A 22,180-nucleotide genomic window follows, 5' to 3' on the forward strand; every position below is an offset into this window, starting at 1 on the left:
CGGGGCGCGCGACCCGCCAGTCCAGCGGGTTCGACGTCAAGAGCTTCGAGGTCCGCGCCCTGCCATCCCGTCCCATCGACGGGCTGCGTCCCGGTATGACGGTCCTGTTCGACTGGCCGCAATGATCCCGCCCGCGCTGGTCGGCGGCTTTCGGCGGGAGGCCGGCTTCCTGCGAAAGAGCTTCTGGGACCTGTCGCTCGTGACATGGATCCCGTTGATCCTTCTCGCCACGGTCGCCATCCAGATGTCGGCCGGGGCCATGCGCGACCTCCCAATCGTGGTGGTCGATCGCGACGGCGGCGGCATCGCCCGCGAGTTGACCCGCCGTCTCGATGCGGCGCCCGGCTTGGCCGTTCTCGAAATAGCACCCGACCTGTCGATGGCGGAAAACGCCGTGCGCGCCCGACAGGCCTATGCAATTGTCCTCATCGATCGGGACACAAGCAGAGAGGTACTCCGCGGCGGCACGGCTCAGGTCATTGCGCTCTACAATGCCAGCTACTCGACACCGGCCGGGTCCGTCATCCGCGAAGTCGGCAGCGTCGTGCAAGGCTATGCCAGCTCGCTTGCGTCGCAGCAGAGCGCGGCCGTGCTGGGGCCTGGGAGGGTTCGCAGGCCACCCATCGCGGTACGCTCGACCGTTCTCTTCAATCCGCAGGGCAGCTACGAAATTCAGCTGGTGGCGCTGCTTCATCCCGCATTGCTGCATCTGATCTTCATGGTGGCGATCACCGGCGCGCTCGGGCGGGAGCTTCGCGACGGAACGATCGGGGACTGGCTTGCAGACTGCTCGCGACGCGAGGCGGCCTGGGCCGTTTGCGGCAAATTGCTGCTCTACGTCCTCATCTTCATGGGCTGGGGGATCGCAGCGATCGCCTATCTGGCTGGTCTGCGAGGCTGGCCGATCGCTGGCAGCCCGCTGCTGATCGGCGCCGGCTATGCGGTGATGTACATGGCATATGTCGGTGTCGGGCTTCTATTCGTCGGTCTTACTCTAACGATGAGCAGCGCGCTTTCGGCGGCTGGCCTCTACGCGGGAGCCTCCTTCGCGTTCGCCGGGGCGGTATTCCCGGTCGAGTCCGCCTCCGGCTTTGCTCGGGTATGGAGCGCGCTGCTTCCTTATTCTTCCTTTGCCAAGCTGCTTTCGGAGCAGTGGATCATGGGTTCGGCGGCATCAGTGTCACTGCGACAGATCATCGTCATGCTACCATTCGTGATCGTCGGTCTTGCCGTCGGACTGCCGCGCTACCTTGCCGCGGCGAAGCAGCCGGAAACCTGGGGCCGCCGGTGATACGCAACGCCTTCCTCGGCACGTTCCGTGCCATCCTCTCGGACCGATCCGCGCTCCTGCTGCTGATCGGATCGGCCATCATCTATTCGTTCTTCTACCCGGCCGCTTATTCCGGCGAGGTGCCGAGGCGACTGCCCATCGTCGTTGTCGATCTCGACCATACCGGTTCGAGCCGCTCGCTCCTGATGAAGCTCCCGGCCCTTCAGCAGGCCGAGCTCATCGCCTCCCTATCGTCTCCTCGAGAGGCTTACGGATGGGTGCAATCTCGCCACGCGGACGCGGTGATCGTCATCCCGGACGGCTACGAGCGGAACATCCTGCGTGGTGGCCAAGGCACGATCGCGCTGTATGGCAATGGTGCCTATCTTCTTCGTAGCAGCACCTCGCTCGGCAGCATCGCCGCTGCCATTTCGGCGGTCGGTCGCGAGGCAGGGATGGATCAGGCGATGGCCGCCGGCGCGACGGCGCCACCGGCCTTGTCGCTCGTGCAACGACCGCTCTTCAACACGCGCGAAGGCTATGGAAGCACGGTCGTTCCGGGCGTCGCGTTCCTGATCATTCATCAGACGCTGCTGATGGGTCTCGCTCTGCTTGCCGGGACGATGAGGGAACGGCAGGGCCGCCGACGCTTCACTCGCAGGGAGTTCTTCGGCATCGCACTGGCATTCGTATCAATTGGTCTCCTCGACGTGGCCTACTACACTGGCTTCGTTTTCTGGTTTCAGGACTACCCACGTGCTCAGGCGGCCCCTCTCACCCTCATCGTCGCAGCAATCGCGTTCGTCGCGGCAACCGTCGCCGGGGCAATGGCGCTTGCCAGCTTCTTCAAGACTCGCGAGCGGCCGATCCAGCTCTGGATCGTGACATCCCTGCCAATCTTCTTCCTCTCCGGCTTGTCATGGCCCTCGGAGGCAACGCCGGGATGGCTCGTCGCAGCGTCACGGATGCTTCCCACGACCCCGGGGATACATCTGATGGTGGGGGTCAACCAGATGGGTGGAAGCCTTCGGCAATTATCAGGCGAAGTGGTGAACCTCTTCGGGCTCACCGTTTTCTACGGCTGGATCGCATATGCCCGCTTTGTTCGGCCAAGTTAGCCAACATCGCCGCACACGAGATTGCACGTGCTTTTTTTATCAACCAAACAGTCTAGGATCGTTGAGCGCATGATGCAGCGTTCGTGACACGCTGGCGTCACGAGCCTCATGCCTCGGGAGAGGCGCACTGCTCAAAATGTGACACCATCAAGGCTGAGATATTCACCGGCGATCCAGGCTATAACGACCCAATTTCGGTGGTTCAATCGCGGTAATAGCGCTCCCGAAAGCGGTCGTCCGTTCACCTGCCAGTCGGTAGTCTGCGGCTGGGCAAAGAGCGGTGGCCGGTGATGGGCAACCGCATTTCGAGCGAAATTTCGGGTGTGGATCGGCGTGGAAAAAGGACCCCGGCAGCGGGGTGATCGGCGTCGAAAAAGGACCCCTCATCCCGGTGGTCTAGGCTGCTCGCTTGGCGGTGTGTCAGGCGGCGAGATCGGGATGCTGGTATTGGAGACGGTGTTGAGGATCCGGCGCGAGCACGCGTCTGGGAAGGCCATCAAGGCGATAGCGCGGGACCTGCACCTGTCGCGCAAGGTGGTGCGTAAGGCGATCCGGGCGCCGGAGGCGGACATGGGGTATCGGCGGGAGGTACAGCCGCTGCCTAAGCTGGGGCCGTTTCAATCGCGACTGGACGCGTTGCTGGAGGAAGATGAGGCACGGCCGCGGCGGGAGAAGCTGCGCCTCACCCGTATCCACGACCTGCTGCTACGCGAGGGGTTCGACGGCTCGTATGATGCGGTGCGCCGTTATGCGGCGCGCTGGCGGCAGGCGCGGCGTCGCGACGTAATGAATGCGCCGGCGTTCATCCCGCTGCTATTCCGGCCGGGCGAGGCTTACCAGTTCGACTGGAGCCACGAGGACGTCGAGATCTCGGGCAAGCCGATGCGCGTGAAGGTCGCGCATGTCCAGCTGTGCGCGTCGCGGACGATGTATCTGCGCGCCTAAGCGCGCTCGCCGGAACACTCGTTGCGACCGCACTGATGCTTGCCGCACTGGCAGTTGCCGCATCACGGTTCATCGTTACGCCGCGTGCCGAACAAGCGCCGCTTTTCGTCGTGCCGCGCGGTATTGTGGTTCTCCTGGCGCTACTCGCCGCGATTACCTTCCTGACGGAGGGGGCTATCTCGACTGGGGTGCGCTGCTCCTTGCCGGCAAGGGATTGCTGGCACCCGATCAAGCGGGCCTTGGATATAGTGTCTTCGCTATTGCGATGACCGCAGGGCGGCTCACCGGCGATCGGGTGGTGGCTCGAATTGGTGATCGTCAGACCATGTTTTGGGGCGGCTTGCTGGCGCTCATGGGCTACGGGATCATGCTGCTCGCACCGGTTGCCGTGGTCGCCATGTTGGGTCTGATGTTGATCGGACTTGGTGCATCGAACACGGTGCCGGTATTGTTTCGCCAGGCTGGCGCACAGAACGCGATGCCGCCTGAGCTTGCCGTCGCCTCGATTACGACGGTTGGCTACGCCGGCATCCTGGCAGGTCCGGCTGCGATCGGTTTCGTCGCGGGGCATACCGGCCTAACGGCCGCTTTCTGGATGCTGGCGGCTCTACTCTGCCTTGTACCACTATGCGCGAGAGCGGCAGTGGCAAAAGCTTCAGCTTGAGGATGGCGTAGTTATAGGAACACCTATCCTGGGCTGACCTTTCGTTGTCCCAAAATTAGCATCCCAATGGGAAAACCTCGACCGTATCGATAGACGTGTCTTCCAGGTAGAGAACGAGAAGGAAGAACGCGGATGAGGAGTCTGATCTGGGTCGCGCCGCTATGCGCTGGTCTCGGCGCTTGCAACGCCACCCCCGATCCGATCGGCCTTCAGCCGGGCGAGACGCTGTTGTCGGTGACGGGCACCGGCCGCACCGAGGCGACGCCTGACCAGGCGCTGTTCACCGCCGGCTTGTCGAGCATCGCCGCGGATGCCCGCGGCGCGTCCGAACGGAACGCTCGCACCATGACCGCGATCACGCAGGCACTGGCAAAGTTAGGCGTCGCCCAACGGGATATCCAAACTCGCAATCTGTCGGTGAACCGCATCACTTGGGGCGCGAACAAGGGACAGTACGAGGTCGCCAACAGCGTCACCGTTCGGATGCGCGACACCGGCAAAGTAGGCGCGGCGATCGCCGCCGTCACTGACGCCGGTGCCAACATCGTGTCCGGCCCCGACCTTTCGGTCGCCGATCCGGAAAAGGCGAACCTCACCGGCTACGGAAATGCCTACAAAACCGCACGCGCGAAAGCGGACGCATATGCCGCCGCGGCCGGGCTGCATATCGTGCGGGTGCTTTCGATCCGGGATGGCGGCACTGGCGGCGAATTACCGCAGGCCGGCGATATGACGGCGATGCCCGTAGCACCGCCGCCCGTGGTCGCGATGCAGAGCGCCGCCCCGCCCGTCATGGCCGGCACGAACAACGGCGTGGTCGCGGCGCGGGTCGATTTCGCGCTCGCGCCGAAGTGACCAACAGTCGTTCGGATATCACCAGCACCCTTAGACATAGGTTTTGAGAAGCCGACTACATTCTCTCTTCACCATCCTTTGCGGGAATTTCGATCGTGACAACGCGCCGCCCGCCGGCCGGGTCGAAGACGGCGAATGAGTTGGCTAAGAGCCCTGGCTCGGGTGTTGCTTGCTCAGGCGACGTACGACCGACACAAGCTTCGCGAGCGTTGGGTCGCGGATCGGTTCGGTGACGCGGAGTTCGCGACTGCGGCCGGCGATGGTCAGCCCAACCGTATAGGTGCGCGCATCCGGCCCCGCGCTGTCGTTTGCAGGCGTGCAGCTGAAGAAGTCCGCCTGATCGGCGAGACTGGCGATCTCCTGACTTTCCGGGGTGGTGAGATCGTCAAACGAGACCGTCTGCTCCTTCGCCAGTCCGGGGAAATGGGCAAGACCGCCCTCGATGCACAAGCGGATCTCACCTTTTATCGTCTCGTCCAAGGCCTTGCCCTTCTGCATCAGATCACTCCAACTATGCTCCGGGCCTCGGTGGCAGCGGCGCATCGTACAGGTTTATCCAGCGCATGCCCATGCGTTGCCATGCTTTAGGAGCAGAGCGCCTCACCATAGCACTTGTGCGACCTTGCCGTTCTGCATAACATCATATCTGAATTATTGAAGGTGTGCACACGTGCATATTATCACGCTTGCAGCTCAAAAGGGTGGGGTTGGCAAAACGACGCTCGCGGTGAATTTGGCGGTCGCTGCTGAAGCGGTCGGGATCAAGACGGCTCTCTTTGATCTCGACCCGCAGGAGAGCGCGACCGCTTGGAGCGAGCGACGAACGGCCGAGCTGCCGCACGTCGAGCCAATCAGTGCAAGACGCCTCGACCAAGCGATTGATGCGGCTGAGGCCAACGGCTTTGCACTTACTATCATCGACACACCGCCAGCGGCGGGCGCGGAAGCCGCCGCAGCGGCGCAGCGTGCCGATCTGGTCGTTATCCCCTGCCGTCCGTCATTGATCGATCTCGATGCAATTAAGCGCACGGCACAGCTTATCACCAGCACGGGGCGAACGGGCGTGGTCGTGCTGAACGCCGCCCCCCCTACGGCAACCACGTTGCTGGACGATGCCAGAACGCTTGCCGAGGCGACAGGCTTGCGGGTGGCGCGTGCCGTATTGCGGGAGCGCAGCGCCTACCGAGCGGCATGGCCTTACGGCTTGGGCGTCATCGAGCATGAGCCGAAGGGCAAGGCTGCCTTTGAGATTGCAGCCTTGCAGAAGCACATATTTGATGATGTGATGAATTGCACACCTGCAAATGTGAAGGCTTGATTATGGCGAAACGGACTTCCCTGTTGGGGCCGGCAGTAGCGTCCCCCTCCCCTCGCAACCCAGAGCCGGACCATAAGTCGGCTCCGTCGACCTCGCCATCGAGTGCAGCACGGTCGAGTGGCAAGCGACCGGGAAAGTATCACCTCGGCGCATATTTCGATCCGGCCGATCCTACGGCGGAGGCGTTTCGCGTATTGGCAGCGCGGACCCGGCGCAGTCACCAGGATCTCCTTGCCGAGGCGATCAGCGAACTGGTCGCCAAGTATGATGCCGACAAGCAGTTCGGCCGTGCGTGATAATGTGCACATCTGCAATTGTGCAGGACGGCAGGATTGAAGCGACATGACCAAGCGTCAGAATCCCAACCCCGAGTTTGATCTATTCATCCCGTTGATGGGCGACCTCCCGCTGAAGGATCAGCGGGAGACGATGGAGCGGCCGTTCTTCTCGCTCCAGAAGCGCAAGCGGGTGAAGCCGATCGAATATAGCAGCCCGAACGGCGAGACATGGGTGAAGATCGAGGCGATCCCTGCCTACGGCATGGCGACGATCTGGGACGCCGATATCCTGATATGGGCGGCGTCCACACTCAACCGAATGCGGGAGCAGGGGGTCAACGACCTTCCCCGGACACTTAAAACAACGTCCTATGACCTGTTGCGGGCGATCAAGCGCGACACCAGCGGCCGGGCCTATCAGGAGTTGCAGGCCGCACTCCAGCGGCTTCAGACGACCTCCATATCGACCTCGATCCGCGCGCCCAAGCGGCGGACCAAGGCCGGTTTCAACTGGCTCGACAAATGGACGCTGGAGGTGGACCCAGACACCGACCAACCGCGTGGGATGACCATTACGCTGTCGGATTGGGTGTATGAGGGGATTATGGGGGAGCGGTCGCTGCTCACCATGCACCAAGATTATTTCCTGCTGACCGGGGGGCTGGAACGCGCCCTGTATCGTATCGCGCGCAAGCACGCCGGCAACCAGAAGGGCGGGTGGACGTGTCGCGTCGAGGTGCTGCGCGACAAGACCGGTAGCGACAGCAAACCCAAAGAGTTCAACCGGATGCTCCGCAAGGTGGTGGAGGCTGACCAGCTCCCTGACTATGCGATGCAGATGGCTGCAACAGCCGATGGCAGTCCTGCCGTGCTGTTTCGACTTCGGGGTGAAGCGGAGGCGCTGGCACTGACTGCCAAGTTGGAAGCCGAGCAAGAGCGGCGGAACCGATTCGATGCCGATCGCCGCCGCGCCGCCGAGGTGGACGCCCTGATGGACAAGCTCGCCGGAGAACGCTGACTATCGTGGTATCACACACCGCAAGGCCCATCCGTATCAGAGGTGGAGGCGGGCAGCAGGCGTTGAGAGTGCGGATCGAGCAATAATCTACCCGCAAAGAGGCAAGCGATCATCGTGGGATCACACACCCGGGCGTCGTGGGATCACACACCGCACTATCGTGGGATCACACACCGAATCACGTGGGATCACACACCGGACAGCCTCTCAAGATATTACGAAGACACGGTTTTTTGGCCGCTTTTCGACACTTAACCTTCTTAACGATTCCTATTTAACAGAATCACTTAACCCCAAGACCCGGCTAAAAAGGAAGGAAAGGGAATGCGGAATTGCCCCTTGGGGCAATGAGCCTTCGTTGCGTGCCGGCTATCGCCGTCACAGAAGCGGCCTGACGGCCGCAGGCTTCCGAAAGAAGCCAAGCCGATCCGGCGGTGTGTACATGTCAGCGTCACGCTCGTTGAAAGGGCAGGGTAGGGAGATACCCCGAACCGATCGTCGGTTTAGCCGGTGTGTGCAATCGCGCCGGATCGTAGAGGCCATCGAACTCGCGTTCGGTATTGTAGCAGATGTTCGCAACGTCGACCGGGTGGGCGTTATCGTTGGCAGATGCGCCTGGGTATCGCCTCAATGAGCGGTCCTGAGCTGTGATTACGAGCAGTTTTGAGACAGAAGCTCGCCGAGCAAAGCCACCGGATCGACCCCGATCGCCGAGGCGACCGCGACATATTCATCCACGCTCAACTGGCGCTCACCGGTTTCGTAACGCGATACATAGGCCTGCTGCCATCCGAGCCGCTTCGCGAGGTCAACCTGACGAAGCCTGGCGTCCCGCCGTGCCACGGTCAGCGCAGCGACGATGCGGGCGTGCAGATCAGATGGGACAGGGGAAGCGGGCACACCGAAGCATCTAGACCGGCTTGAGCAATATACGGAAAGCGTATATAGTCCAGGCTTCCGATCGGGAGTGCTGACATGAGACTGTTCGAGCGCATCGCCACCTGGTTCGAAGACTGGACACTCCCGGCCCGCCCGGGGATCGGCAGCGACGTCATGGACATCAATCCGGCGACCGGATTGCCGACGATCGCGGGAACGGGGACTCCCGACGTCGCCGGCAATCCCTATGGTTCTATCCGGTCGCACGATTACGAGTCCGACTGGCAGCGTCACGATCGCTGGGACAGCGGTGCTCATGACCATTTCCAGCATCACGACAGCTGGTCGGCGAGCAGCCATGATCCCTGGCGTGACTGAACGCGTCCCGGTGGCTGACCGGCTGATCGCGCGATGGGAAGTGAGCCAGCTGAACGTCGTCCCTTATGCGATCAGCGCCATATCCTTCCTGCCGATGCTGATCATGACGATCGGTATCGCCAAGGCGATCGGCGCCAGACCGGTCGTCGCCGGACGGGGCATGCTCGTCATCTGGGTAGCCCTGTTCGCAACCGAGATGGCGCGAGGGATCTGGACGCTGCGGCACCGTTACGCCTCGCCGCGCTGGCTGTGCGCGGTTCGTGCCGCGGTCGGTGACGACCTGGCCGTTTACGCGCTCGCCGAGCTGATGCGCCAGCATCGGTACGAACCCGATTACGTCCTTCTGAGATCCGACATGACCAGCGCGGTCCAGCAGGAGTACGCCCGGCGCAAGGACGCGGCACGACTCGCCGAGGGTATCCGGGTGATGGAGGAACCGGATCCTGCCCCGGGTTCGGAGCCGGAAGGCAGCGATCCCCGGATCGGCGAAGATCAACGCGCCCGGGCACGCGAGCGTCGTGCCGCCAGGAAGATACTGGCGGCGGCAGCGCCAGTGACAGGCGATATGTCCTGCGGCTCATCCTGAACCGGTTGCCGCACCGTCGAGAAGACGGTCCGGGTAGAATGACAGTTCGCTTGCTGGCCGGCTGACACGCCGGCCCGGGTGCCCCGCCGGAAGCCGGAATGAATGCCGGAGCATCACGACATCGATACGGCGGCATCCGGATCGTGCAGGGAAGGAGCACACACCACGCTATGGATAGCGGCCGTGTTTCGAGCGTAAAGCCTTGGTTTATCATTGCTGTAGCAGGATATCGGCTGTGCTGCGGGTTCCGCGAAAGCTGCCTCGTGACGTGCTACAAGGGCGCTACAGCGCTACGAAGGCCGTGATTTACCGGGCTGCGCAGCGACATGAGGGTCGCAAGCAAGCGACCCGTTCGGAGGCACGGCCCATCTCCCGAGGGGCGTCATGGACAAGACTGATGGGTCAGCACCGGCCGATGCGAACCCGGCTGCGCGCGCTTGTTTCCGTGCGGTCAGGACGTGCCGGACGGCCGTGCGCGGAAGCGGCGCGGGTCGAAGAACCAGATCAGCATGACCGCGCCGGTGACAGCTGCGGCGACCCAGCAGGCAGCCGCGAGGGCAGGGGCATAGCCCAGCAGACGGGCCGCCAGACCTGCCAGCAGCAGGCCTGTGCACAGCGCCGCCAGTCGGCGCACGACCGGCCAGTTGCGTCGCTCGAACCCGACCCGCCGCGTCTCGGCCGTCCAGGCCGCCAGCTGTTCATCTCTGGATCTGCCCATCTTCAGTCCCCCAGCGACAAGGCGAGCAGCGTACCGCGCAGCTGCTTGCGGTTGGCGGCGCCCGCGTCCGCGCCTCCGTCGTATAGCACGCGCGCGAGCGCCTGGCTGCGTTCGTCGGGCAGCTTCAGCCCGACGTCCCTGCAGACGGCGTCCACGTCGTCGCGCAGGCGATCGAGCCGGTCCCAGTCGACCGGCCCGAAATAGCTCCGGGGCACGGTGTCCTCGCCCAGGATCACCCATTCGGGATCGACATCGTAATCGCGCCGGAGCTTCGCCAATAGGGCGACAGGCGGCTCGGCCCCGCCCAGCTCCCAGCTGACCAGTGCGCGCTTGGAATAGCCCAGCGCCTTCGCGAACGCGTCCTGTCCCAACCCGGTCCTGAGCCGTACCGCCTTGATCCGCTCACCGATGGTGGATGCACCGCTCACGTCGTCATGACTTATTGCATTATCCTGCCTGCTATGGCGCAATCGTGCCACTTTGCTATCATGGCACGGGTATGGTGCCGGCGACCAGCATTACGCCGGACAAGGGCAGAGATTTCATGGGCGGTCAGGTCAATGTACGGCTTGGGGACGACGACGATGCGGACCTCACCCGGTGCGCGGCCGAGCGTGGTGTCGAGCGTGCGACCCTGGCCAAATCGTTCGTTCGTGAATGTCTTGATGCGTGGCGGGAGGGGCGGGCCGTATTCGACCGGCCCGAGCAACTGGGGCCCGGTGACGTCGTCGCCTTCGGCGCCAGGCTGGACAAGGCGGTCATGGAGATCGACCGCATCGCCCAAAGCTGGGCGGCGCACGAGAGCGACATGCACAGGCTGGAGCGCGAGGATCAGCTGGCGCTGACGCGAGCCCGGACCGAGTTCATCAAGGGCATGCCGGAGCGCATCACCGCCAGCTTCAATCCGATCAGGGCGGAGATGCGGTTGCTTGCCGAACGGATCGACAGGCATCCCCGTCTGGATGCCATCGACGAACGGCAGCGCGACCACACCGAGGCGTTACGGGAGAACACCGCCGCCATCAGGAGCCTCGAGCAGCAGCCCCGGACAAAGGTCAGCTACACCGTCTGGGACAGGGACTGGTCGGGTCGCAAGGTGGGTGTGGCGCTGTCGGTCGTCTGGTTGCTCTGCGTCGGCAGCTATTTCTTCGCCGCGATGGCGCTGCCGCCGTCGTGGTTCGCCGTCCGCTCGGCCAACTATCTGTTGGGCGGGGGGGATCAGGCGGTTTGCGCGCTGGTGAACTACCGGCTCGCGACCGACAGCTGCCGGACGCAGTTCGAGGGCAAGGCAGGCAAGGTTGTGGTGCGGGCGAGGCCCGGCACGTCGCAGGGCCGACAATGATCTCGGTTGCTGCGGTCGGTTCGGCCTCCGACGCAGCCGCCTATTACGCCCGGGACAATTATTACACCGCCGATCAGGCCGAAGGCGCCAGCGCCTGGGCAGGCGAGGGGGCGGCCGAGCTGGGCCTGTCCGGGCCGGTCGACGCGGAGCAGTTCGAGAAGGTGCTCGCCGGCGAACTCCCCAACGGCGTCGTGCTGGACGCCAAACGGGGTGAGCACCGGGCGGGATGGGACGTTACCATGTCCGTGCCCAAGTCGGTGTCGATCCTGGCGCTGGTAGGCGGTGACGCTCGGTTGGTGACCGCGGTGCGGGAGGCTGCTGCTGCGACCCTTGCCTGGACGGAGCGCAACATCGCGGAAGGGCGGGTCTGGAACGGCAGGGGACAGGCGCCCGAGACGACCGGGCGGTTCGTGGCCGCGACCTTCCTTCACGACGTGAACCGCAGCGGCGAGCCGCAGCTACACGTCCACAACGTCATCGCCAACGCGACCCGCACCGCCGACGGCAAGTGGCGGGCGCTGCACGCGGACCAGTTGTACGAGCGCCAGCACGTCATGGATGCGGTGTTCCTGTCTGCGCTCCGCAGCCGTGTCGAGACGCTCGGCTTCGCCACCATTCCCCGGCACGATGGTCGCAACGGCGCCTTCGAGATCGCCGGCGTGTCGCGCGATGTGGTGGAAGCATTTTCCGGCCGCTCGGCTGAAATTGACGCGTACATCAAGGCACGTGGGCTGGAGAACACCCCGCAGACGCGCGAATATGCGGCGCTGGCGACCCGCGACCCCAAATCGCTCGATCTCGCCCCGGAACAGCGCGCGGAAGGGTGGCGGCGGTTGGCCGCGGAGAAGGGGCTGGACCCGGCGGCGTTGGTGAAGGGCGCGCTGGCGGAGGCGGGGCGAGGGCATGACGTGTGGACGCGCACGGTGCGGGGCGTGCGCGGAATGGGGGAGCGCGGTCTTGCCATCGCCGGCCGCATGGGGCTGACCCCGCGCGACGGCGATCCGCTGGTCCCTGAGCGACTGGGACGACTGGAGCCGCGCGCCTATGCCGCGGCGCAGGCGGTCGCGTCGGCGGTACGCGACTTGGGCGAGCGGGAGGCGGCGTTCGACCGGCTCGAGCTGATCCGCGAGAGCCTGTCGCGTGGCGGGCCGGTGACGGTCGCCGATGTCGAGGCCCGACTGGCGCTGCTGCAGGAGAAAGGCCTGTTGCTCGGCGACGGTGATCGGATGGTGACGACGCAAGGGTCGGTGCGGCTCGAGCAGGCGTACCTTGCCACCGTCGAGGCGGGGAGGGGGCAGTCCGCTCCGATCGTTCCGTCGGTCGATGCCGCGATCCGGGTGCAGGAGGCGGCACGCGAGCTGGGGCTGCATCGCCTCAATGCGGGACAGGAAGCCGCGGCCGTGCTGATGCTGTCCTCGTCCGACCGGGTGGTGAACGTGCAGGGCGGGTCGGGACGCGGCAAGTCGACCGCGATGGCGCCGGTGACGGCAGTAGCGACGGCAGAAGGACGGGCGGTGATCGGGCTCGCCATCGCCAGCGTGAAGGCGAGCGAGTTCGGGCGCGACACCGGCGCCGACGTGAGCACGGTCGCTCGCTTCCTGGCGCGTCATGCCCGCGTGATCGACGGCACGGCCCGACCCGAACAGGTCGCGCGCGTGAAGGCGGAGATGTCGGGTGCGATCGTCATGGTCGAGGAGGCCGGACAGCTCGGTACGCGCGACATGGAGCGGATCGTGCGGCTTGCCAACATGACGGACGTCGCGCGCGTCGTGCAGACCGGCGATACCCGTCAGCTGACCGCGATCGCGGCCGGCAAGCCGTTCGAGGCGAGCCAGCGCGCCGGCGTCGCCACGGCCCATATCACCGAGAACCTGCGTTCCCGGTCCGATCAGATGAAGGCGGTCACCGCCGCGCTCGACCGCGGCGACGTGTCAGGTACGTTCGAGATACTTAAGCCCGCCACGACCGAGGTGCCGGGGAACGCGGTGGCGACGACGGCTGCGGCGCACTGGGCAACGCTGCCGCAAGACCAGCGCGACGCCACCCTCCTGCTCACCGCCGGCCGCGCGATGCGCAGCGAGGCCAATCAGGCGGTGCAGGCCGAGCTGAAGGCGAGCGGCGAGATTGCCGCCACGGGCACCTCGTTCACTGTTCTTGACCGGGTCAACGCCACCAAGGAGGGCGCGCGACTGATGCGCGCCTACCGGCCCGGCCATGTGGTCGAGGTCCGCACCAACCTGCCGAGCCAGGGCCTGGTTCGGGGCGACCGTGGTGTCGTGACCGGCGTCGAGGGCGACCGGGTGCGGCTCGGCATGGCCGACGGGACCGAGAAGCTGTTCCGGCCCGGCCGGTTGGCCAGGAACCTCGACCGCGATGCCGTGTCGATCTTTGCATCGAAGCAGGTGGAGCTGCACGTCGGCGACCGTATCCGTTGGAGCGACAACGACCGGGCCCGCGGGCTCGATAACGGTGCGATGGCGCGGGTCGAGGAGGTGGGCCGCGGAAGGGTGGTCGTGTCCTCGCTGATCGACGGCACCGTGCACGAGATCGCGTCCGGCGATCGCATGGCCGAGCGACTGGACCTCGCCTACGCGATCAATGTCCATGTCGCGCAGGGGGTGACCACCGAGCATGGCATCGTGGCGATGCGCTCATCGGAGCGCAAGCTGCTGACCGAACGGTCGTTCCTGGTCGCACTCACCCGCGTGGCCGACAAGGTGGCGCTGGTGGTCGACGACGGTCGGAAGGTCGAACGACACGTCACCCGTAACACCGGCGACAAAACTTCGGCGCTCGATGTGGTCGAGCGTGACCACATAACCGACGCCATCCGGTTGCCGGACGCGTGCTCACCGCTCGACCGGGCGCTGGATCGTTACGCCCAGCTGTTCCTGGCGGCCGAGCGGATGCGCGAGGACGGGCGGGAGCTGTCGTTGTCCCAGGTGCGCGAGCTGGACGCAGCCTCGGCAGCGCTCGACCGGGTCCGGCCCTACGCGGCCGAGGATCTGCGGATCGTGCTGGACCGCAGCGCCGACCCGGTACGGGGTCTGGAGCAGATTGCTCCGGGAGAGTTGCGGCAGGTCTGGGCGGAGGAGGGGCAGGCGCGTGCCGATCCTCGTGCCTATGCCGACCGGTTCGTGGCCGACTGGCGATCGGCGTCGGGCGACCGGGGCGCGGGCGAAACGCCGCAGATCGAAGACCGGGCCGAGCGCCGCCTCGAGCGGCTCGAGGACCGCATGGCGCGGCAGCCGGCGCTGGAGAAGGCGCTCGACGCCCGCATCCCCGAGCGCCAGCTACGCCTCGACGGTCCCGGCATGGGCGGAGGTGGTCGCGAACGGGACCGGGAAATGGAGATGTGAGCTGAGGTAGAAAGTTGTGTTTCGCGCGTGTCCCGTTTGCCGGGCTTCACTCAGTCTTCCGCAGCTTCCGCCCTGTCGAGTGCGACGAGGCGCTCATACTCGTCGACCGGCACGATGGCGATCATGGGCGATCCGTCGCGTTCAACTGCGATCGCGCCTTCGGCTGCAAGCGCAAGGCATTCACGGGCCTCGGCGGGTGTGCGGGGAAAGGGGACCGTGCGCATGGCCATGTCATATCACTCGGCAGGAGCTGCATGCTAGGGCTGTGCTGCGTCAAACACCCAATCAGGCGGTGGTGATGAAGGCAGCTATCTCGAATGACACAGCAGCGGTGAGGCCGGCGAGATCACCGATTGGATCGATACGCATTGCGCGTCGCGGCTGGTCATGGTCGATGGCAGACCGCACGACTTGAAACGTTCCTCGGAAGAACGTAATGTGAACGAATGATGCTGATAATCTTCGCCGGTGCCGTTTGAGCGATCGCGATGTATTTTTGAGAGAGTACACCTCAGCGCTTGCTGAGGATGGTGCTTCGGTTCTTGTCGGTGCCGGCACTTCCATGGCCGCGGGGTATCCCTCGTGGAAGGGGTTGCTGCAGGAAATTGCTGGTGATCTCGGCCTCGAAATCGAGGACGTCGACGATCTTACGGCAGTTGCTCAATGGGCGATCGGTGCGGATCATTCGAACCGCACGACCGTGCTAAATGCCATACGGGAGCAGATCGAGCCGGATCATGCCATCCCCTCGGCGTTGCTGTCGCTGGCAAGGCTGCCGATCCGCGAGGTGTGGACGACGAATTACGACCGGCTGATCGAGCGTGCGTTCGGCGAGCTTGGGCGCCCGGTTGATGTTCGGGCCAACCAGGAGCAGTTGGCACTGCGCAAGCGCCGCGCGGGAGCGGTCCGCATTTACAAGATGCACGGGACCATCGATGCAGTTGATGATCTGGTAATTTCCACCGAGGATTACGAACTGTACCGGCAGCGGCGCGGTGCATTTTTGGGTCTGCTGCACGCTCATCTGACAGGAATGACCTTCCTGTTCGTGGGCATGAGCCTGACGGACCCGAACGTCCGCCACGTGCTTGCCTTGCTGCGTGAGCATTTTCCAACGACCCCACCCCGACACTTCATGATCGCACGGCGGCCACAGCGGGCGGATTTTAGGTCTGATGATGCCCACGCCGCCCGGTTGAAGCGGCATGACTATTGGGTGCGCGACTTGCGACGCTATGGTCTTGTCGTCGTCGAGATCGATGCGTTCGCTGAAATTGATGAATTGATGGATGAACTCGAACGGCGTGTGGCACGTCGTCGGATATGGGTGTCGGGTAGCTGGCCGCTCGATGCCAGTGATTCTAGCGCGGGGTTCGTTCACGATGTAGCGCGCGCGATCGGGCGTAGGATCGGATCGACAGATCTTTTCATGCTATCCGGGGCTGGGCTTTTGGTCGGATCAGCTTCGCTGTCAGGGTTCCTCGAAACCATGCAGGGGCGCGGTGAGTGGGACTTTGATCGGCGGTTGGTTGTTCGTCCCTTTCCGCAACCGGTCGGTGACGCTGAGCCGGATCGTCAGCATTGGGCAGAGCTGCGTGGTGAGTTGGCGCGCTTGGCGGGTATCGTGGTTTTCGTTGGCGGTGCGAAGATCGAGTCCGGCGGACTGGTGTCTGCCACCGGTGTGTTCGAAGAGCGCGCCCTCGCCGATGGTAGAGGTGCATTTCTATTGCCTGTCGGAGCCACCGGAGGCGCTGCCTCGGTTATCGCCAATGAGTTGCTGACGTCAGCCCTTCCGTCGACTGGCAGTAATGCCCGGCGCCCCACGGACGATGAGTTGCGCATATTGTCAGACGCCTCGGCAACGCCAGATCAACTCGCTGATGCGGTTTTGAAAATCATTAAGCGGATCGCACGCTGAAAATCGTTTGTGATGAACATCTGGGAGAACGGCATTGGCGAGGCGGGTATTCTTCAGCTTTCACTTCGCGCGAGATGCATGGCGCGTGTCGCAGGTCCGCAATGCCTGGATGTTGCCGGGAAGCCGTGATTCCAACACCATTGTCGATCATGCGTCGTGGGAAGAAATCATGCGCAAGGGCCCGCAGGCGATCCAGAACTGGATCGATACGCAGATGAACGGCAGTAGCGTGGTAGCGGTACTGATCGGTCGCGATACGCATACGAGGCCGTGGGTGGAGTATGAGATCCGCAAGGCCCACCGCGAGGGACGCGGCATCCTTGGTGTGCACTTAGCTGGTATGAAGGATAGTAACGGGACCGTTGATCCGGCCGGGGCCGATCCGATCGCAAAGCTTGCGCTTACCGATCGGTTCGGGACCAGAGTGACTTACCCTACTTATTCCTGGTTGCAGGGTGACGGCAGAAAGAACTTTTCGTCGTGGGTTGAAGCCGCTGCCCAGCGCGCCGGTCGTTAAAGGCGAGATCGATCATGTCCTACGTTACCGAATCTGAGGTCCGGGCTGCCGCTGCTCGTGCGAAAGCAGCTACGTTCAAGTCTGCGGGCATTTTGTTGCGCGAATCGCGTGACACATACCAATCTTCCTTCGATGTATTCCTGTCGCATTCTTTCATGGATCAGGAACTTGTCCTTGGAGCGAAGCAACTGCTCGAGGAAAAGGGGTTGTCCGTCTATGTCGACTGGATCGACGATCCGCTGCTAGACCGTACCGCCGTAACGCGGGCGACCGCCGAGAAGATCAGAGGGCGGATGCGACAGTGCCGGACGCTGCTCTATCTGCATTCGGCGAATGCCACCAAGTCCAAGTGGTGTCCGTGGGAATTGGGCTATTTCGATGCCTTCACCCATCCGTCCCGGCGCGTTTTCATTTTCCCCGTCACCGCTGCGGATCGATCCTATACGAGCCAGGAATATCTCAATCTCTATGATACGGTCGACATGGCTTCGATCGGCGTGGCTACACGCAGGCGCGATGATATCAGGGTCAAGGGCGCGGATAGTAGCTTCAGAGCGTGGAGCGTTGCCGCCTGATCGATCATCCCTTGAGCTTTTCGGTAATGGCGAGGGCGGCATCGGGAGGCGGGTAGAGTCGGCCTTCTTCGCCATGGCGGCACACGGGCTGCCATTATCGGAGGTAGAAAGGTCTACCTTTCTTCCCGGGCTGGCAGGTGAGGACGGATGGCGGCCCAGAGGGGGCCGCATTCACTCCACCACCAATCCCGCTGATGCTCGAGACATACAGGGTGTCGGGTGTTCGGTTCGCCCTTGCCGTGATGCTGGGGTTCTCGCGTCACGATGACCGGCGCCCAGCCAAACTGGTCGCCGGAGATGTCGATCGTCAGCCCGTTCCACTCGAGCCACGCATGGGAGTGACGCCAGCCGCCGATATCGTCCGACGCATCCTGATTGACGTAATCGGCGGTGATCCCCAGCCGCTCGATCAGGTAGCGGCCAAGCAGCTCCGCGGCATGTCCGCAGGCTCCCCTTGGGTATGTGATATGCTTCAGCGCCCACGGTTCGGGTCCGGCGGCATCGATAGCCGCTCGGAAATCGCGAGCAGCTTGCTCGACCTCGGCATCTGTGGGGGGCATCATTACAACCTCACGGATGATCGCCGATCGGCTCATGTTAGCCAGGCTGCGGCGCTACATTTATCTGCTACGTATGTATGTACGGGGGGTGTTGACGGTCTTTCAACTTATTCCTAGCTAGGAAGCTCGAAAGCTACCGAGGTGAGAACGGCCTCCTCACACGCCACGTAAGTGGCAAAGTAGGCGAAAGCCGAAGGGATGCGGGAATTTGGCGCCCCGCCGATAGCTTCTGAAAGCCCCGCCCGTGCGGGGCTTTCTAGTTTCTAGGCTGGCTGGATGAAGCCCTTTCGCAGTCGACGCTCCAGCTTGTTCCGGTCGATCGGATAGGTGCTGGCGACGATATAGCGCCCCGCCTTGTCCAACCTTAGCTTGATCGCCACAAGGATGATCGCCTGTTCCTGCGGAATTTCGCCGATCAGCTCAAACCCGTCATTCTGACCAGGTGCTTGCCCGATATAGTCGGGATTTGCGACGATCTGCCCTACGTACTGGCGGCACAGCTCAAAATCATCGGGATGCCGCATCTGAGAATGGCTCTGTGCGCGAACCGAGAAATGGGCGCCCGCTGCAATCAGGCTCGAGCCAAGAACGCCGTTGATCTTGGCAACCGGCAAAGGGCCAAGATCGAGCGCGACAATCGCTGCCGGCTTATCGGCTTCAGCATCACTCATTGAACGACCCTACCGAGCCGCAGGATCGTTGCGCACAAGCGCCGCGGGATTTTCGCGGAGGAGTTCCGCAATCGGATCGGGAAGGATGAACCAAGTGGGGATGCCACGGCTCTGGGGATTGCCAAGCCCCTGAAACTTTTCGCCCTGATCGCCGCCATTCCAGCGAACGCCTGTCGCCGGTTGACCATCCCACAACATGTTGGCGACGGCGTAGTCGCCCTCGCCACCGTCGAAGATCACGTCGAGCCTTTCGACCCGCCCTTTGGGCGACGTAACCATGCGCGGATCAATATAAGCCATATCGCTACCTCCTTCAGCCACACGTATGTATGTACGTATTCGTAATCAAGGGGGTGCGCAGTTGGGGGTCAGCTCCTTGCTCGGAGAAGCCCGCCGGACACGTCATTGAACTCGTAGAAATCCGGGTTCCGCTCGGCAACCAGCGCCATCAGGTCGTCCAGGAGCTGATTGATCGGGATTTCCGTTTCAGGCTCGCCCACGGCGAATGCGCGGATGCTCGAGGCGTTCGGATTGGCTTCGACCAAGATGAGGTAGAAGCGTTCGAACTGCTCGTCCCGATCATAGGGATCGCGTCGCCCGGTAAACAGCTTGAGGCGCTGGTGAGCGTTGAGGAACGTTGAGCGCCGGCGAGGTGTAGCACCACCCTCCCGCACATGATCGTGCTCGGCACCGGCATCGAGGAAGAACAGGCCGGCGAGGACGGCGTAAGGAAATCGCCGGTGCAGGGTCACCGCCTCGATCAGCATGTCGCCGCGTCGGTTGGTGAGATTTTTCTGGAAATTGCGGGTGCGGCTGTCGCGGAAGTTGATCGTCTTGATCGATATGCCGAGCAGCAGGCCGGATTCTTCGGTCGCCCAAGTCACGTCGACCTTCTTGGCGCCGATACCGCCAGCCATCCGGCGTTCGGCGCCTGACCCACCCAGCTCGCCCGGTTCGGCCGGACGGGCTTCCTTGCAACCGCGGCGTCGCAGCTCGGCACCGATCGTATTGGCGACGGCGGCCGACATGGCTTCGCTGTATGCCTTCTTCGTGTCCGAAGAGGCAGTGTCGTCGGGTTTGGGCTGCAACGATCGGAGCGCTGCGTCGATCGCCTTCTCAATCGGTGACACGTTCGCTCCTGCTACGGGTGATACGACGCTGGAACAGCAGATCGCGGGCACCGCGGAGGCCAGCGACTTCCACGGTGCTCAGGCCGAGGTGTCGCTCGAGGATGATGGTATCGACAAGATCGATCGCGCGCTGCGGCTTCGCACTACGCAACGCTCGCCCGATCTGCGGTCGGATTGCTCGCAGCTCGTCGGCGACGGCCTCGAGGGTGGCCGATGATGGCACTGGGAGCCGGTCAGCCTCCTTGGGTTCGTGCTTCAGCATGCCGCCGCCGTAGGCACGACCGACGACTTCGGCGCCCAACAGCGTCGCCGAGTTGAGACAGGCAAGCGGCAGCAGCTCGCGGCCGATCGCGCGCACTGTGGGCTTCAGCTTCACGCCATATAGCGAGTTGAGGAGCTGGGCGTCGGCATCGTTTGTGATGAGACGTGGACGATCATGGTTCATGTAGGTGAACAGCAGATCGGGCCGTTCCACTATCGGCACCCGCCACCACGGCGAGCGGACACGGCATTTGTAAGCGTGATGGACGCCGGTGGCTTCGCCGTGCGCGATATAGGCGCGTGCCGCTGCGCTTGGCTTCGCACCAGGTGCGAACAGGAAGCAGCGCTTGCCCTCCTTGGCCAGCTCTTCCCACGCCGCCTGCCCGAAGGTCAGGCCACGTAGGTGCTTCGACCCCGGCGGTGAGATTGCCAGCAGCTCGCTGGCCTTCAGCTTGAGGCGAGCAATGTCGCTGCGGCTGAGCGAGAAGAAGTCGTTGTTGCCGGTGACCGCGCCCAGATAAGTTTCGCCCCAGTCGAGCAGCGTCGCGAAGCTCGATCCTTCTGTCAGGCGTGCATATATGTCGAGCGCCGCGGCCGGCAGGAGGGCTGGCGTCCATTTCTGATCGCCGGAAGGCGCATAGCCGATCCAGGAATTGGCGCAGATGCGCTCGAGGTCGGAGATATTGCGCGCCTGATAGACTTCGAAGCTGGGAGCCCCGCCCGTTCCTTCCGCAAGGAGCAGTACCACCTCCTCGAGCACGTCCGGGAACACCAGCTCTTCGAACAGGACCAGGCGTACCTTGGCGAAGCGGGACAGCAGGAAGCGGCGGACCTGTGCGGCATAATTGACGGTCAGCAATTCGGCCGGAAGCACCAGGCCGAGCCGGCCACCTTCGTTCAGGAAGTCGGAGGCGTGGATGGTGAACGCCGCCCAAGAGCTGGCGAGGCCGGTCAGTCGCACCCCCTGCGCGAGCGCCGCCTGGAGGCTTTTGGCTCGAGCGTCGCCGGTGAATTGCTGATACCGAACGTAGGGAGGGTTGCCGATCACGGCATCGAACTTCGCCGCTGGCGGTGCTTGGTCGAAGAAGTCGCCGACAGCGACCCTTCCCTCGACCTTGTGCCTCGAGAGCTGCGCGAGTGCGGCTTGAGCCGAAGCGTCATGGATTTCGATGCCGTGGAGCTGATCCGCTAGGTTTGGCGAGGCGCCGAGGCTACGCAGCCGTTCGATCGCTGGCAGCAGGAAAGCGGCATCGCCGCACGACGGTTCGAGCACGGTGTCTGTGTCGGTGCGGATCGCCCAATCGGCAATGAAGCGGGCGAGCGCCGGCGGGGTGAAGAATGCCCCTCGGGCCTTCCGCAGCGCCGGTGTGTCCATGCCTTCTTCAACCCCTCGTAACGTCGGCACCTAGCCGCGGTAATCAGATATGCCGGCTAGCATACGTTCTACTTGCGTTCCAATGGTGGTGAACAAATATACCCCACCTATGCGTGATGACAGCCGATCAGCTCGAGGCGCTGTGGGAGGCATGGGCGACCTATAGGAGGGTGCGATGGCAATGGACGTGCATATCAGCAACATCAGCGGGCACGGCGACGCCGAAAAGGAGTACGTCTATATCAAGGTCGATAATGACTGCGATATCGGCCACTATCTGCTTGGCGATACGACCTACACGGCTGAAGGCTCGGTTTCTGTCGTTGCCCCCTAATTGCCTGACGAGGCCTCGCGGGTTTGGGTGATGTACTCGCGGGGTGATCGGTAGCCTAGCGCCTTGTGCGGATGGACCTCATTGTAGTGGGTTAGCCAGCGGGGCAGTTGC

Annotated in this window: 26 protein-coding genes and 1 pseudogene; 16 read left to right on the forward strand and 11 right to left on the reverse strand. The window is 63.5% G+C overall.

Annotated features, from left to right (window positions below; genetic code table 11):
• Nucleotides 1–121 precede the first annotated feature (121 nt).
• The 5 genes and pseudogenes from OC550_RS22720 to OC550_RS22740 all read left to right on the forward strand — a co-directional run bounded on the left by OC550_RS22720 (nucleotide 122) and on the right by OC550_RS22740 (nucleotide 4,852).
• Nucleotides 122–1,291: an ABC transporter permease gene (locus OC550_RS22720; protein WP_056433082.1), complete on the forward strand. Its 1,170-nt coding sequence runs from the start codon at nucleotides 122–124 to the stop codon at nucleotides 1,289–1,291.
• Nucleotides 1,288–2,388, forward strand: a complete 1,101-nt coding sequence (locus tag OC550_RS22725; RefSeq protein ID WP_056433079.1) for an ABC transporter permease — start codon at nucleotides 1,288–1,290, stop codon at nucleotides 2,386–2,388. Before OC550_RS22720 ends, OC550_RS22725 begins: the two co-directional genes overlap by 4 nt.
• A 438-nt stretch (nucleotides 2,389–2,826) precedes the next feature.
• Nucleotides 2,827–3,330, forward strand: a pseudogene (locus OC550_RS22730) (IS21 family transposase); the annotation flags it as partial.
• A gap of 268 nt (nucleotides 3,331–3,598) precedes the next feature.
• On the forward strand, nucleotides 3,599–3,997 hold the full coding sequence (locus OC550_RS22735) for a hypothetical protein (RefSeq protein WP_052811625.1): 399 nt from the start codon (nucleotides 3,599–3,601) through the stop codon (nucleotides 3,995–3,997).
• Nucleotides 3,998–4,129: 132 nt separating this feature from the next.
• Nucleotides 4,130–4,852, forward strand: a complete 723-nt coding sequence (locus OC550_RS22740) for an SIMPL domain-containing protein (protein WP_042491065.1) — start codon at nucleotides 4,130–4,132, stop codon at nucleotides 4,850–4,852.
• A gap of 144 nt (nucleotides 4,853–4,996) precedes the next feature.
• On the opposite strand, the gene OC550_RS22745 is transcribed toward OC550_RS22740, so the two are convergent.
• The gene (locus tag OC550_RS22745) at nucleotides 4,997–5,350 is read right to left on the reverse strand and encodes a protealysin inhibitor emfourin (protein WP_262108029.1); all 354 of its coding nucleotides are present in this window, start codon (nucleotides 5,348–5,350) and stop codon (nucleotides 4,997–4,999) included.
• A 172-nt stretch (nucleotides 5,351–5,522) separates the two neighbouring features.
• Between OC550_RS22745 and OC550_RS22750 the strand changes: the two genes are divergently transcribed.
• Genes OC550_RS22750 through OC550_RS22760 form a run of 3 tightly spaced genes read left to right on the forward strand, consistent with a single transcriptional unit; the run spans nucleotide 5,523 to nucleotide 7,466 of the window.
• Entirely contained in the window at nucleotides 5,523–6,170 is a 648-nt protein-coding gene (locus OC550_RS22750) for a ParA family protein (protein ID WP_191864891.1), read from the forward strand.
• Nucleotides 6,171–6,172: 2 nt separating this feature from the next.
• Nucleotides 6,173–6,466: a ribbon-helix-helix domain-containing protein gene (locus OC550_RS22755; protein WP_312489514.1), complete on the forward strand. Its 294-nt coding sequence runs from the start codon at nucleotides 6,173–6,175 to the stop codon at nucleotides 6,464–6,466.
• A 46-nt stretch (nucleotides 6,467–6,512) separates the two neighbouring features.
• Entirely contained in the window at nucleotides 6,513–7,466 is a 954-nt protein-coding gene (locus tag OC550_RS22760; RefSeq protein ID WP_191864892.1) for a replication initiator protein A, read from the forward strand.
• A 651-nt stretch (nucleotides 7,467–8,117) separates the two neighbouring features.
• Here the strand turns inward: OC550_RS22760 and OC550_RS22765 are convergent.
• Nucleotides 8,118–8,366 (reverse strand): helix-turn-helix transcriptional regulator, encoded by a 249-nt coding sequence (locus tag OC550_RS22765; RefSeq protein WP_262108031.1) that lies wholly within the window; start codon nucleotides 8,364–8,366, stop codon nucleotides 8,118–8,120.
• 75 nt (nucleotides 8,367–8,441) lie between these two features.
• On the opposite strand from OC550_RS22765, the gene OC550_RS22770 reads away from it, so the two are divergent.
• On the forward strand, nucleotides 8,442–8,723 hold the full coding sequence (locus OC550_RS22770; RefSeq protein WP_262108032.1) for a hypothetical protein: 282 nt from the start codon (nucleotides 8,442–8,444) through the stop codon (nucleotides 8,721–8,723).
• The gene (locus tag OC550_RS22775) at nucleotides 8,716–9,309 is read left to right on the forward strand and encodes a hypothetical protein (protein WP_262108033.1); all 594 of its coding nucleotides are present in this window, start codon (nucleotides 8,716–8,718) and stop codon (nucleotides 9,307–9,309) included. The genes OC550_RS22770 and OC550_RS22775 overlap by 8 nt, the downstream gene beginning before the upstream one ends.
• A 451-nt stretch (nucleotides 9,310–9,760) precedes the next feature.
• On the opposite strand, the gene OC550_RS22780 is transcribed toward OC550_RS22775, so the two are convergent.
• On the reverse strand, nucleotides 9,761–10,027 hold the full coding sequence (locus OC550_RS22780; protein ID WP_191864895.1) for a hypothetical protein: 267 nt from the start codon (nucleotides 10,025–10,027) through the stop codon (nucleotides 9,761–9,763).
• A gap of 2 nt (nucleotides 10,028–10,029) precedes the next feature.
• Entirely contained in the window at nucleotides 10,030–10,455 is a 426-nt protein-coding gene (locus OC550_RS22785; protein WP_191864896.1) for a helix-turn-helix transcriptional regulator, read from the reverse strand.
• A 71-nt stretch (nucleotides 10,456–10,526) separates the two neighbouring features.
• On the opposite strand from OC550_RS22785, the gene OC550_RS22790 reads away from it, so the two are divergent.
• On the forward strand, nucleotides 10,527–11,369 hold the full coding sequence (locus OC550_RS22790) for a hypothetical protein (RefSeq protein WP_191864897.1): 843 nt from the start codon (nucleotides 10,527–10,529) through the stop codon (nucleotides 11,367–11,369).
• A complete protein-coding gene (gene mobF / locus OC550_RS22795; RefSeq protein ID WP_191864898.1) occupies nucleotides 11,366–14,728 on the forward strand; it encodes a MobF family relaxase in 3,363 nt (1,120 codons plus the stop codon). Before OC550_RS22790 ends, mobF begins: the two co-directional genes overlap by 4 nt.
• Nucleotides 14,729–14,778: 50 nt before the next feature.
• On the opposite strand, the gene OC550_RS22800 is transcribed toward mobF, so the two are convergent.
• The gene (locus tag OC550_RS22800) at nucleotides 14,779–14,958 is read right to left on the reverse strand and encodes a hypothetical protein (protein ID WP_191864899.1); all 180 of its coding nucleotides are present in this window, start codon (nucleotides 14,956–14,958) and stop codon (nucleotides 14,779–14,781) included.
• 245 nt (nucleotides 14,959–15,203) lie between these two features.
• Here OC550_RS22800 and OC550_RS22805 point away from each other — a divergent pair, with 245 nt between their 5' ends.
• The 3 genes from OC550_RS22805 to OC550_RS22815 are packed head-to-tail and all read left to right on the forward strand — an operon-like array spanning nucleotide 15,204 to nucleotide 17,738.
• Nucleotides 15,204–16,646 carry an SIR2 family protein gene (locus OC550_RS22805; RefSeq protein ID WP_262108035.1) on the forward strand — a complete coding sequence of 481 codons (1,443 nt, stop codon included), beginning with the start codon at nucleotides 15,204–15,206 and terminating at the stop codon, nucleotides 16,644–16,646.
• A 34-nt stretch (nucleotides 16,647–16,680) separates the two neighbouring features.
• Nucleotides 16,681–17,163, forward strand: coding sequence for a TIR domain-containing protein (locus OC550_RS22810; RefSeq protein ID WP_042491036.1), 483 nt, complete (start codon nucleotides 16,681–16,683; stop codon nucleotides 17,161–17,163).
• 14 nt (nucleotides 17,164–17,177) lie between these two features.
• Nucleotides 17,178–17,738: a toll/interleukin-1 receptor domain-containing protein gene (locus tag OC550_RS22815; RefSeq protein ID WP_076711807.1), complete on the forward strand. Its 561-nt coding sequence runs from the start codon at nucleotides 17,178–17,180 to the stop codon at nucleotides 17,736–17,738.
• 113 nt (nucleotides 17,739–17,851) lie between these two features.
• Here OC550_RS22815 and OC550_RS22820 read toward each other — a convergent pair whose 3' ends face one another.
• The 5 genes from OC550_RS22820 to OC550_RS22840 all read right to left on the reverse strand — a co-directional run bounded on the left by OC550_RS22820 (nucleotide 17,852) and on the right by OC550_RS22840 (nucleotide 21,735).
• The gene (locus OC550_RS22820) at nucleotides 17,852–18,334 is read right to left on the reverse strand and encodes a hypothetical protein (protein WP_126014485.1); all 483 of its coding nucleotides are present in this window, start codon (nucleotides 18,332–18,334) and stop codon (nucleotides 17,852–17,854) included.
• 227 nt (nucleotides 18,335–18,561) lie between these two features.
• Nucleotides 18,562–18,969, reverse strand: a complete 408-nt coding sequence (locus OC550_RS22825; protein ID WP_191864900.1) for a hypothetical protein — start codon at nucleotides 18,967–18,969, stop codon at nucleotides 18,562–18,564.
• A 9-nt stretch (nucleotides 18,970–18,978) separates the two neighbouring features.
• Nucleotides 18,979–19,269 (reverse strand): hypothetical protein, encoded by a 291-nt coding sequence (locus OC550_RS22830; RefSeq protein WP_126014481.1) that lies wholly within the window; start codon nucleotides 19,267–19,269, stop codon nucleotides 18,979–18,981.
• Nucleotides 19,270–19,337: 68 nt separating this feature from the next.
• Complete coding sequence (locus OC550_RS22835; RefSeq protein WP_262108036.1) at nucleotides 19,338–20,099, reverse strand: hypothetical protein; 762 nt, start codon at nucleotides 20,097–20,099, stop codon at nucleotides 19,338–19,340.
• Nucleotides 20,086–21,735: an N-6 DNA methylase gene (locus OC550_RS22840; protein WP_191864901.1), complete on the reverse strand. Its 1,650-nt coding sequence runs from the start codon at nucleotides 21,733–21,735 to the stop codon at nucleotides 20,086–20,088. The genes OC550_RS22835 and OC550_RS22840 overlap by 14 nt, the downstream gene beginning before the upstream one ends.
• A gap of 175 nt (nucleotides 21,736–21,910) precedes the next feature.
• Here OC550_RS22840 and OC550_RS22845 point away from each other — a divergent pair, with 175 nt between their 5' ends.
• The gene (locus OC550_RS22845) at nucleotides 21,911–22,069 is read left to right on the forward strand and encodes a hypothetical protein (RefSeq protein WP_262108037.1); all 159 of its coding nucleotides are present in this window, start codon (nucleotides 21,911–21,913) and stop codon (nucleotides 22,067–22,069) included.
• Here OC550_RS22845 and OC550_RS22850 read toward each other — a convergent pair.
• On the reverse strand, nucleotides 22,066–22,180 hold a 115-nt coding region (locus tag OC550_RS22850), incomplete at its 5' end, for an integrase core domain-containing protein (RefSeq protein ID WP_262108038.1). The genes OC550_RS22845 and OC550_RS22850 overlap by 4 nt on opposite strands.

This window comes from Arthrobacter sp. Marseille-P9274, from assembly GCF_946892675.1.
GTDB lineage: Bacteria > Actinomycetota > Actinomycetes > Actinomycetales > Micrococcaceae > Crystallibacter.